Raw genomic sequence first — 11,433 nt, 5'->3', positions numbered from 1 at the left:
TCTACTCCCCCTTACATTTCAAGCTCTGTTCCTGGATGATCCGGCTTCCAGACCTCCAGTTCGTCCCATGTCATTCCAAGCGCTTCTAGCTCCTCCCAGGTTAAATCTGCGGCATCCAGTTCCTCCCACCTCAAGTAGGTAAACTGGAAGTTCAGGTGCAGATGCGCCGGGACGATCTCCCGCAGCGCCTTCTGGACGTCATTCAAATTCGGCGGCACGCCGCGCTTGCCGATAAAGGTGACGACAACTTCATAACCTCCGAAGTTTTCCTGGATGTCGACTTCTCCGTTTTCAAACGAGTCGACGACGCTGCGAATGACAGCCAGAGTGACTGTTCCGGCACCGCGCAGCTTCGTCTTGATGACGGATCGCCGTTGATCGTCGGGTTTGCCCGGCGTATGCGGAATGCCGCAAATGTTCTCCCATGTATCCAGCCCCCATGTGGCCGTATCAATAAAAAATTGTTTAAGGACGTCTTGAATGCCTTCATGCAGGCGGTTCACTTCATCCGCTTCACGGCCGGTCAGATTACCAACGATCCGGGAATCCGAATAATACTTGGGGAGATACTCCAGCATATCCGACGAAATGTTACGCAACAACGAAATTCACCGTCCCTGCCACAGCAACCTGCTCTTCGGCGAGTTCCAGATTCCCGGAAGTACCATTGATTGTTAGCTGGCTGAAATCCAATATTTCTTCAACGTCCAGCAGCAGACCAAACACCCGGTTATAGGGAACCAGCGTTTGGTGAAAAGCAAGACCCGCCAAAAATGCCGCCAACTGCCGCTGAAATTTGGTTTTAACGTCTTCAAGCACCGCACCCGGCATCAGCTTGATCGCCGCCGACACATCAATCTTCACCTCCACCGCAGGAGTCACCGTGACCTGAGCCCCAACCGGACGCCGTTCTTCCACGGCCGCACGCACACGCTCAATAATGGTGGGGACTGGGGCGCGTTTGTCGTCGGACAAAACGGACAGTTTGACCGTCCCGCCCCCGTTCCATACCGGGAATACTTTGACGTCGCCCACGCCTGGAACTTCGAGAGCCCATTCCCGATAATGCCACGCATTACCGCTCGTCGCCGGCCTTCTGACGCGGTCGAAATACCGTCCAAGAAGCGATTCGTCCGACTCCGTGTCAGCCCCATTGACAAAAGGCTGTATATTGGTCACCGTCAGAACTCCAGATAAGTTGCCTCGTACTAGCGAAATCCTGCCAGCAGCCACGTTCCCATGCCTGCCTCCCATGGCCGCGGCGGCTTTCACGACAGCGCTCCCCTGCTTGATGGTCGCCTCTTCGACCGTGACGAACACTACCGGATCCTCGTCTTCCGTCGAGACGGCAGTTCCCCGCGGAATCACGATATGGTCGTCACCTTTAAAGCGAAGCTCTCCTTCCGCCTTTACGCTCGGACGGCGAGCCAGGCCAAATTCGGCGGCCCGGAGATCTAGAAACTCGGAGGGCTGCTGTGGGCCGGCAAAGCCAAACTTCAGCACATTGTCGAGTTCAATATAGGCATGCGCCAGCTCGATGGCCGCTGGCGACAGCAGGTCATACGTTACCGAACCTTGGCGCTTGTCGAGATCGGCAGGCGAAGCATCCAGCATCCGCTGCAAGATGGCCCCTTTCGTCTGCTGTTCATACATATCAGATCGTCACCTCTTGTTCTAAGATCCCTTCACTGGTCCATACGGTAAATGTCACAAACAACCGGTCACCGTCACGCACAATGGCAAACTGCTCCACCGATGTGACGCGGTCATCCGCCAAAATCGCCTCGGTAATTACTCTCGTAATTTCGCTCTTCAGCAGCTGATGGGAAATATCCTGGCCCAGCAAACTTTCAAGCTCGCAGCCGTACTGACTGTCGTAAATAAGATATCGGTACCTGGCCGTGAGAATGGCCTTCCGGATCCATTGCCGAAGCGCCTCCTGCCCGTCGATGATCCGCCCTCCGACCTCTCCTGTATCAAAATCAAGGCTATAAGTCCGCGACGGTGCGGAGAGATGCTTTACTTCAACAAATCGCTCCTCGCGGTTGCGCAATGGTGATAGTGCCATCAGTACATCACCGCCCGGTCCAAAATAATATAAATTTGTCCTTGCTGTATCCCTGCCACGACCACGCGGTCGCCTTCCTCCAGTTCGTCGATAAATTCCAGCTCGGCTTCCTCGGTGGAGAAATCGGCGGACGACACATTTATTCCGGTAAACGATATCTTGCCTTGGCCCACAAACACGGCGCCAGGATCGAAGTTGAAAGGAGGCACCTCCGGATTCATGTTCGTTGCGGACACTTTCGTCTTGCTTTCACTCTTCAGATTCACTTTTCGCTTATATTTGGTTAGAGACTGGGCCACGATGAGATCATCTTTTTCTAGCTCGACATTCATGTGATCGACTTTGATTTTGAGCTCGGGAGGCGCAGCCGTCACGGTCGCAAGTTCAATGGACATATCGGAATTGTATCCGATCGCACGAATCAGCTGCACAAGCTGGCTGGCTCCCGATCCTTCGATTCGTTCCATCGTTTAGCCTCCCTTCGCTTCCTTGTATTCCATCCTAGGGATGTCGTCCGTCGCCGACAGCGTGAGCGACATCGTATGGTTGCCCCGTTCGAACCGATGATCGTCCGCAGATACGTAATAGCCTCCCAGGATGCCGGTGACGCTTTCCTTTACATATACGCAGGAACCCGAAATGACCTCAGGGATACCAAGACAATCGATCCGTGCCTGATCCTCAATGGTGCCCAAATCGGCAAGGAGCTGCTTCGCCCGCTGCTCCATTTGGGATTTGGTCATACTTTGTTCGGGCTTTTCCAAGTGCTGCATGACACCGAACCTCCGTATTAATTCCCCATCCTTGGCTGCTGCCGATATTTCTTTTTTGGCTGCATCCCCTCCAGCCACTTTAATTTGGGTCTTTGTGTCTTCGATGGATTGGGAATAACTCGCGTCCAGCACATTTACCCCGTTTTCCAGCACCCATTTGACCGACTGCTCTTTACGGGCAAGCAGCTGGAGTTTGCCCTCCCGTGAAGTCAGATGATACCACTCCCCGTTTTGCTTCTGGGACTCGGTCAGCGACATGACCATCATCTCAAACAACGTTTTGTCGCGGAACACGAGCTTAGGGATTACATAACCGGTATCCTGGATTTCACCGGTAGAAATTGAAAATTCGCCGCACAGTTTCTTGATCACAGAGGAAGCGGTCATGTTCCGAAATATTTTGGTATCCTTGCTTTTGGTCAGGTAAATGTTCTCATCATACGCTGTCAGCGTCATCTGTCCTTTAGAGTTAAGCTGATCCGCAAACAGCACACCCCGGAACAATTCCAGCTTCTCATCCCAGATCAGGCGAAGCTCGCCGCCCTTCTTATAGGTCATGTATATCTCCCGCTGATCACCGGTGTTGGACAGCTCCACAACCAGCTTGCGGGCAGCCTGCTTAATATCGCCGGACCAGCTGACCGATTTGACGATCGGGTCCAAATGAACGTTCTGTTGATCATCTTGGTACTCCACGCTCCAGCTCATGATGGAATCACCAGCTTCTGGCCTGGGACAATCCGGTTTGGATTTTTTCCAATGACCGTTTCATTTGCCGCATAAACCTCTCTCCACCGATCCCCGTTTCCCAGCGTTCTTTGGGATATTTTCCACAGGGTATCGCCGGGAACCACAACATACGCTGCGGGTCTGACTCTGGCATCTGGACGCTGTTCTCCAGAAATGATCGTTGCTTTACCCGAACCGGTGGTTTCAACCTGACGGAACCGGACTTCGGCATACTCTTTTAACTCCAGCTCGTAAAAAACGTCCCCTGGATTACCTGCCCGTTCCGTGTACTGGAAGGAACGGATGGTAACCAGCCCTTTGATTTTCGTCCCCGTAATATCCAGCCGTACAGGGCGCCGGCTTTTGATCCATTTCTCGATCATCTCCACCGTTTCCCAAGGATCCCGAATATCTTCGTACTCGCAGAACCCAGGGTGGTAATCGCGTGGAAAGAAGGAGGCAAGCGAATATTCTTTAAGCAGTGCCTCACCGATGACCGTATATTCCCCCAGCTGCGTGACCTGGACATCCTCATAACCATGCGAGGTTTTGACCGATATTTGCTCAGGATTTACAGGCAGCTGCAGCCATTCCGTCTCATCCATCGTTTTCAGCCAAAATTCCAATGAGGCCATTACGCCATCAAACCTCCTGCCGCTTTGATTTCCCTGGCAAGCGCCCGCGCAATCGCATCGATGTCCGACTCCTGGCGAACATGAAAAGTGTTGCCTGTGATAGATATCGACCCGCTTCCGGCAGATCCGCCGGTAAATTCACGGTTTTCGCTGGCCGTCATAATTCGCTCCCCTTTGTGAAGCCTGGCGATCATCCCGTCATATGGCACATAATCCATACCATGATAATGTCCCGGAACAGGTCCACCGTTTGCGGTGATCTGCCCGGCGCTCTTCCGGTTTACATCGATGGAGACTTTTTTCTCCTCGTCTCCAAAACCAAAAAACGACCCGATGGCATTGGCTACTTTTGTGACGGACTCCATGATCGCATCCATGTGGTATTTGAACAGGTACGCTAGCCCCGCGACGGCAGCGCCGACGAGCAGGACCGTAGCGATGATCGGCAGGAACGGCGCGACTAATGCCCACCCGGCCACTGCCGAAGCCCACAATGCAGGGGCGAACACGCCAAGAAGCAGAGCTGCCATCGAACCGATGGTGGCCAGCACGATGTCCGAATCTCTGGCAAGTACTTCGATCACGGAAGCCATCGCTTCACCAAATGGAAGAAGCGCCTCCCCGAGCGGGGCCAGGGCAATCGTAATCCGGTTCTGAAGTTGATCCCATTGATCACCGAACGTCTTCACCTGACCGGATTGCTGTTGGATAGCTCCATTGGCCGAATTCATTGCGGCAATAACACCCGCAAACTCGACTTGCCCGCTCCGGAGGGCCGTGACCAACCCGGAACCGGCCTTTTCGCCGAAATATTTGGTGGCGATGCTAGCCGCATCCGCCGCCGTCGCAGCATCCTTGATGTCGCTTGCGATCTTCGCAATCCCCCCGTTGGGGAGATCCTTCTTCAAAGCATCCTGTATGGGCGTAAGGCCTTGGGCCTGCCACTGGGCGAGAAGAGCCATCGACTGTTCAAATCCGAGGCCCATCGACTGGAGCGGTGCACCGATCTGGGTCATGTTTTTCATTAAGTCGCCCATTCCCACGCCGCTTGCCCGGCTGGCCGCGTAGAACTGGTCCATCATTCCGGTTCCCTCGTTCGCTTTTTTGCCCCAAATGTCCATCACTTTGGCTGCCGCTTCCGCCGCTTCCCCGCTGCCCGCACCGGCTAACCTGGAGGCATCAAGCACCGCTTTGGACATGGCTTCCAGCTGAGAGCCCGACATTTTTGCCTTTCCGCTGAGGGTCCCCATCACTTTTGCGACCTCGTTCAGGTTCTGCGGCACCTGACCGCCGACTTTCTTCAGCGATTCCGTCAGCCCCTGGATTTGACCGGGCCCCGCACCTGAGGAAGCGCGCAGCGTGCCCATGGCGGTACTGAACACCTTGGCCGCTTCGAAAGATTTGTCTTTTAGCGCACCGAGCATGCTGCTGGCAGTACCCGTAACCGTAGAGAGCATCTTCATCTGCTTCTCCGAATCCTGGATCGGGCTTGATCCGACGATCTTCTGCAGCCGCTTGATCCCTTTCTTCTTCGGAATCGGCGTGCCGTACAAATAATTCGCCCTTTCCGCAGCGGCATCTTCATCCGCTTCCTTCTGATCGGCTGCTGCTTTCATCGCTTTTACCTTACTCCAGACCGCAGCAAACGGTTTGGCTGCCGTCCTGGCACCAACCGAGATTCCCTTGGACACACCCTGGCCAATTTTCGAGAATGCCCCGGAAATTCCGCTGTAGATCGTCGAGGCCGCTCCGGAGACCCCTTTCGTCACCGTCGTGACCGCGTCGCCGGCCGCCATTTTGACCGCAAACAGCTGCCTCGTGACCTGAGCGCTCAAATCGCCTGCCTTCCACATTTCCTCGCTCATTTGGGCGATTCCGTTAAACTGCTCCAGGCTGATCGTCGTCGTCTGCAGCTGTTTCATCATTTTGTTATATTGCTTGAGGCTGTTCATGCTTTTACCCGATATCTGAACGCCGCCTCCGTTGTTGTTCGAAGACGAAGCCAATCTTCCTCACCTCCCTGCCTGCCGTGTAGACCGTCTAAGGTCCTACGGCGTTTTTCTGCGGGCAGCCCTCGCTTCTTCTCGCCGTATCTTCTCCTCTTCCTCCAGCTGCAGCATCATCGAAGCATACATAAACCGCTTCGTCCCTTCATCCTTGTTGAATACCTCGTCAGGCGGAAGATGATGCCGCTGAAAGATCAGATGCAGCAGAAAAGCCTCGCCGCCCGCCTTAATCAGTTTTTTATTTCGTCTTCGTCACTGTCGAAACCGCTGATCTCCAAAATTTCGGAGGACAGCTTTGCAATCTCGCCGGCCAGCAGTACTCCCAAAATGGCTTCCGTTGGCGACCCGTATTTGTCGATAAGCTCTCTGGCGCTCCAGTCCGGGATTAGACAGGCCCGTTGAATCACCAGGGCGCCGAACTGTTCCTCGTCGAGTACTTTTTCCCGTTTTGCTCCTTTGCCGGTATAATGCGTGCATTGTTCCTGGATTTTATGGATCGTTTTCCCGTCCAGCGCCTGGATTTGGAAGTCCACCCCGAGCCTTTTCATCGGGATGTCGCGCTTCGGCTTGCTGTCCGCGCTGAGCAGCGCCTGCAGCACACTGATTTGTCGGTTATCCGTTATCGTCATGGTTCATACATCTCCTTTATATATCGTCGTTGTATATGTTTCCGCAGCGGGTGAAGCGGAGAGCCCTGCGGCGAGTAGATGTGCCCGCCTCTTCGCCAGGTCCCTTCCGGCTTCGTGTCTCCACCGCATTCCGAGCAGGTTTTACTCAGCTGTTATTTTGTCAAGAAGCTCATAGCCTGTGAAATTAAAGGGAAGCTCCTCCTCCACGATGGCTCCGACTTCAAAATGCATCAGGGGAATTTTATCGAATGTCACGCCTTTGAGCCGAACACGGTATGCTCCATACGATTCGGGATCCTCCAGCTTCAGAATCAGCTCGGTAATGAATGTGCCCTGGCTGTCATCAGCGATCTTGCCAATCCGTTCGACGAACTCGGAAGTCACCTTGTAACCGGAAATGGTGCCTGTTCCGCTAAGTCCGGTCACCTTGTGCGCTGTCCAGCGGGTTCCTGCCCTTTTAATCTCTTCCTTCGTAATTTCGACGTTTGCCTCGGCTGATTTGATGTTGGTCAGCCAGGTTCCATCATGGTACACATATCCATAAGTCCCGTTAATTACGCGGGTCGAATCCAGCACAATAATCCCTCCCAGTTATATTAGGCATTTATCGTTGTCTACACCTTAATCGTTAAGAATATCCGCTCCATACTGTCAATTTCCGTAAAGCCGATCAGAAGAAATACGCTGTCTCCTTCAGACTTGCGGTCCGGATCCAGGGTAACGACGATATCGGTCAGCACGTTGTTCAGTTCCAGTCGTTCCAGATAGGCTTTCACGGCGGAGATTAGCGCAGCCTGCCCGTCCGCGTTATTATCGAGCCTGCCGATATAAGCCTCCGCCGCCGCTTTCGGAATATCGGTCGAAATCGCCTGGCGTGCGCGCATGGCCCGGATCTTTTTCTTGCCTGTTACGAGCCCCTGCTCGACCTTTACTTTCTCCCCGTCGTGGACAAGAACGAGCGAACCCTTCTGCAGTGACGCATTGATTTCGCTGTTTTTAAGGCGTTTAACGACATCCGCCGCCATGACCGGCGTATATGTTATCGATTTGTTGATGCCTGTTCCGGCGATCAGTCCGGCAATGTATGGGGCATAGCGGGCCGAGCTGTACGCTGTTCCGCCAATCTCTACGCCCGTAATCAAGTTCACCGCGTATTCGTCGGCGAGGTCCGTGCTGCGCTTGTTTCCCACAGCCGGATCCAGATCATCTTCGAGTGACCCGCCGAACACGGTCATAAAATGCTTGCCTTCGTCTTCACGGTTGTCCTTACACCACAGCTGGGTGGCTTTGCGCTCTTCGGCAGGAACTTCATCCGGATACACAAATACGTTAAACGGCCGTGATCCAAAGACGTCCCGAATGGATGTGTATACAGCCGGCGTGACGTTGCCCTCTACCGGAGGCACCGTATATACCAATACTTCTTTGGCACCACCCTGCAAAATCAGCCGGATGGGGCCCACCGCTTCCGCACCGAACAGCTGAATGGCTTCAGCCTCTTTCTGAATTGTGTAAAATTTACCCGCTTCGGCTCCTGCATATTGGAACAGCGGAAGGGCGACCGTTCCGCGAGTCCCTCCTTTGATTTGTGCGGCAGCCGCCTCCACAAAGTTAATGTACAGCCCCGGCCTAACCGGTAAACTGATCGGATCCCATGCTCCACCCATTTTCTACATGCCACCTTCCTATAAATTGTTTGTGCGTACTTCGACGCGTCTTACTTTCTCGAACATCGGGCCGGACACAGTTTCCCGTGACTGGATTTGTATCGTTCCAGGGCACCGAAACACCCCGTTATCCAGCTTTTCGGGCGCGGTCAGCGTCATCGTGTCGATTCTAAACTGGGATGGTCCAGCTTCCGGGGGAGCGGCAGGATATTCATTCATCAAAAACTTGCTTAAAGCTTCCATTGCCTGTACCGCCTGCTCCGCATCACGGCCAAACCCCTGGATCACATACTCCCGATCGACCAGCGTGTGGTCCCGGTTCACCGCTTTCCTCGTTTCCTGTTTGAACAAAACGGTAAAATCGCCCGGCGATGCTGCGGCAGGCTCCTGATACCGGTGGATCCCCGCTCCCGGAAATTTGGCCAGAATCAGCGCCGACATTCGGTTGATGCTGTCGCTTACCGACACATGTTTTCACCTCTTCCGGGCCGGACCGGACACAAAGCATAGAGCAGTGTATCCTTTACCGAGCATAATTCCATTATCAAATCATCCGTTCCCCACTTCCTTCAGTCAGCTTCTGCACGGGTTCTCCGACCCGCTGCATTTCGGATTATAGGCGGAAGGAGCGCATGACGAACAGGATGAACTTTCTTCACCTGGGGGTGAGAAGAATTCATCCTCCTGCGGACTCGTAGGTTCTGCTATACTTTATGCAACTGTAATCTTCTGTAAGGGGGTTTGAAATGGAGCGGATTCGAGTGATGCTGGTCGAGGACGATCCTTTTTGGCGGGATCACATCAGCAGCGATTTGTCCGATGAGCCTGATATTGAGATGATTGCCGCCTGCGCAACCAAAGAAGAGGCTGTCGAGACCGCTGCAAAATCAAGGATCGACATCGTCCTGATGGACATCAATCTGACCGGCAACAACCTGGACGGGCTGGAAGCGGCCGAGCTTATTTTGCGCCTGCCCGGAAATGAGCCCGTGAAGATCATCATGCTCACCTCCATTACGGAAGCGGAAGTCGTCATGAAATCTTTCAGGCTCGGCGCGCTGAATTATATTAATAAATCGAGTTATCAGGATATCGTTCACGCGATTAGGGAAGCGCATCATGGCCGGGCAGCGATCCATTCCGATGCCGCCCGGATCATGCGGAGCGAGGTTCAGCTCATGGAGCTGACGCCAATGGAGAGAGAAGTGTTTGATCTGAGGAAGAACGGATTAAGCAAGCGGGAAATTTCCGAGAAGCTGCACAAATCGACGAATACGATCAAGTCCCAGCTGCGCAGCATCAAAAACAAACTGACCCATTTCAAAATGGATTGACCTGGTCAAGCGTCCGGGAATCCGCTTGCCGTTTGAATGCAGGCGCCAATGGCTTGAACCTGGCGTAAGGAAAATGCAGGACGATCGTCGTGCCCTTCCCGGGTTCGCTTGCGGCAACGGATAACCTCCCGCCGTGTTTGGACATGACGCTGGTGCAATAGGACAGACCCAGTCCATAGTTCAGAGCATGTTTTTTTGTCGTAAAGAACGGCTCGAATATTTTGGCCAGATGTTCGGGAGGAATGCCTGCGCCGTTATCCTGTACGGTAATCCGGAACTCCCGTCTGGTGGAAGCCGTATGGAGTTCAATACCTCCGCCGGAGGCAGGCAGCGCGTCAAGCGCGTTGCGGATCAGGTTGGATAGCGTCTCCGCGACGTGAACCGAATCGCAGTATAGCCGCCCTTCTGCGTCGTAACGCGAGGTTATCGTGGCCGGACGGCGCTCGATCAGCGAGCCGGCGGACGCGACGACGGAATCGATCAGCTGCCGGATATCGTGCTCCCCCTCATGCAGGACGACGTCCTCCGCTTTATCCTTGATCCGGTTGACCATGTGCAGTAAATGGGCGGTTAAGCCATGAACCTGTGCGATCGTATGCGAAGCCTTATCCGATTGTCCCGATTCCAGCTGAACCCGGCTTTTCTCGGCCAAATAATCGATTTTCTGGATTTCGTTCTTGATGGAATGGTTCAGGATGGAGACGCCCATGGTCAGCGTCCGGATGGAATAGTCAATGCGCTCCCGTTCGATTCGCAGCTTGATGCCGAGAAACCCGGATCTCGCGATATAAAAAATAATAAACCCCACCGTCCCCAAAATCATGATAAAGTTAGCCTCCCACATTCCGTTGCTGTCCAGGCGAAACGACCACCAGCCCAGCTCCAGACGTTCGAAACCGATGTAATCGCTTGTATATGCCCACAGCATTGCCAGCGGCAGCACGAAGGTCCGCCACTGTCTGCGTCTCGCCGCTTCGCTCTTCTCCTTAAAATAGGCAAGGATGTAGCCAAAGCTACCGGCGGCGATATAGAGTCCGTCCCACCAGCGAAAACGGGCGACTTCAAACTGATTCCAAGGTTCATGGGCCCAATGGTCCGCCATCAGCAGCCATGGACCAGGCAGCAGCGCGAGCGTCAGCACCTTTTTAACAAAACCGGTAACGCTCTCATTCAGCCATAACCCTCCCATACAGTAAACGTACGGCAGGACGTAAAAATAAATATGCATGGCGGCTACCGTAAGCCAATAAAGAAAGTAACTCAGCCCGGGGGATAACCAATCGGCTGGAATGTAGGGGATGATAGACAGATGCAACGCAAATGCGAAGCTGGCAGATCCGCCAAGCAGTATAGTCAAGCCGATCCATACCGTCGAGCGGGTGCGGTTGGCCAAAAAAAACAGGCCTAAAGACCATAAAGAAACAAACATGAGTATGTATATTATTTTCATGGGTTGGGTGCTAACCCATCCACCTCCGTGCCAGAATCACAGACCTCCATGCCATGTTCGCAAAAGTATTACACTTACTTTCTGACCTTCTATTCCCCTCCTTTTTTACAATATCCAAGCTCTTGGATAAGCTATTCGGCAT

The 11,433-nt window shown here is 53.6% G+C and carries 13 protein-coding genes; 1 reads left to right on the top strand and 12 read right to left on the bottom strand.

The features are described from left to right. Positions 1–11: 11 nt before the first annotated feature. From BCV73_RS10670 to BCV73_RS10615, 11 genes are all read right to left on the bottom strand, one after another. Positions 12–602 carry a putative phage tail protein gene (locus tag BCV73_RS10670; protein ID WP_244879256.1) on the bottom strand — a complete coding sequence of 197 codons (591 nt, stop codon included), beginning with the start codon at positions 600–602 and terminating at the stop codon, positions 12–14. After that, complete coding sequence (locus tag BCV73_RS10665; protein ID WP_089547074.1) at positions 592–1,653, bottom strand: baseplate J/gp47 family protein; 1,062 nt, start codon at positions 1,651–1,653, stop codon at positions 592–594. The genes BCV73_RS10670 and BCV73_RS10665 overlap by 11 nt, the downstream gene beginning before the upstream one ends. Position 1,654: 1 nt before the next feature. Next, complete coding sequence (locus BCV73_RS10660; RefSeq protein ID WP_076166426.1) at positions 1,655–2,068, bottom strand: DUF2634 domain-containing protein; 414 nt, start codon at positions 2,066–2,068, stop codon at positions 1,655–1,657. Beyond that, the gene (locus BCV73_RS10655) at positions 2,068–2,535 is read right to left on the bottom strand and encodes a DUF2577 family protein (protein ID WP_076166430.1); all 468 of its coding nucleotides are present in this window, start codon (positions 2,533–2,535) and stop codon (positions 2,068–2,070) included. The genes BCV73_RS10660 and BCV73_RS10655 overlap by 1 nt, the downstream gene beginning before the upstream one ends. A 3-nt stretch (positions 2,536–2,538) precedes the next feature. Next, positions 2,539–3,549: an XkdQ/YqbQ family protein gene (locus tag BCV73_RS10650; protein WP_076166433.1), complete on the bottom strand. Its 1,011-nt coding sequence runs from the start codon at positions 3,547–3,549 to the stop codon at positions 2,539–2,541. Then, positions 3,546–4,205 (bottom strand): LysM peptidoglycan-binding domain-containing protein, encoded by a 660-nt coding sequence (locus tag BCV73_RS10645; RefSeq protein ID WP_089547073.1) that lies wholly within the window; start codon positions 4,203–4,205, stop codon positions 3,546–3,548. Before BCV73_RS10645 ends, BCV73_RS10650 begins: the two co-directional genes overlap by 4 nt. After that, entirely contained in the window at positions 4,205–6,211 is a 2,007-nt protein-coding gene (locus BCV73_RS10640; protein WP_089547072.1) for a phage tail tape measure protein, read from the bottom strand. Before BCV73_RS10640 ends, BCV73_RS10645 begins: the two co-directional genes overlap by 1 nt. 230 nt (positions 6,212–6,441) lie before the next feature. After that, complete coding sequence (locus BCV73_RS10630; RefSeq protein ID WP_084203702.1) at positions 6,442–6,840, bottom strand: phage tail assembly chaperone; 399 nt, start codon at positions 6,838–6,840, stop codon at positions 6,442–6,444. Between the two features lie 141 nt (positions 6,841–6,981). Next, the gene (locus tag BCV73_RS10625; RefSeq protein ID WP_306433663.1) at positions 6,982–7,416 is read right to left on the bottom strand and encodes a phage tail tube protein; all 435 of its coding nucleotides are present in this window, start codon (positions 7,414–7,416) and stop codon (positions 6,982–6,984) included. 38 nt (positions 7,417–7,454) lie between these two features. Continuing rightward, positions 7,455–8,507 carry a phage tail sheath subtilisin-like domain-containing protein gene (locus BCV73_RS10620; RefSeq protein WP_089547070.1) on the bottom strand — a complete coding sequence of 351 codons (1,053 nt, stop codon included), beginning with the start codon at positions 8,505–8,507 and terminating at the stop codon, positions 7,455–7,457. Positions 8,508–8,525: 18 nt separating this feature from the next. Beyond that, positions 8,526–8,975 carry a hypothetical protein gene (locus BCV73_RS10615; protein WP_089547069.1) on the bottom strand — a complete coding sequence of 150 codons (450 nt, stop codon included), beginning with the start codon at positions 8,973–8,975 and terminating at the stop codon, positions 8,526–8,528. 278 nt (positions 8,976–9,253) lie between these two features. Between BCV73_RS10615 and BCV73_RS10610 the strand changes: the two genes are divergently transcribed. Then, positions 9,254–9,841, top strand: a complete 588-nt coding sequence (locus BCV73_RS10610; protein WP_089547068.1) for a response regulator transcription factor — start codon at positions 9,254–9,256, stop codon at positions 9,839–9,841. On the opposite strand, the gene BCV73_RS10605 is transcribed toward BCV73_RS10610, so the two are convergent. After that, a complete protein-coding gene (locus tag BCV73_RS10605; RefSeq protein ID WP_089547067.1) occupies positions 9,828–11,291 on the bottom strand; it encodes a sensor histidine kinase in 1,464 nt (487 codons plus the stop codon). The two genes, BCV73_RS10610 and BCV73_RS10605, sit on opposite strands and share 14 nt — an antisense overlap. Between the last annotated feature and the right edge of the window lie 142 nt (positions 11,292–11,433).

It is taken from the genome of Paenibacillus sp. SSG-1, assembly GCF_002224835.1.
GTDB lineage: Bacteria > Bacillota > Bacilli > Paenibacillales > Paenibacillaceae > Paenibacillus_AQ > Paenibacillus_AQ favisporus.
Note: the sequence above shows the minus strand (reverse complement) of the source record. Positions and strands in the feature narration are given on the sequence as shown.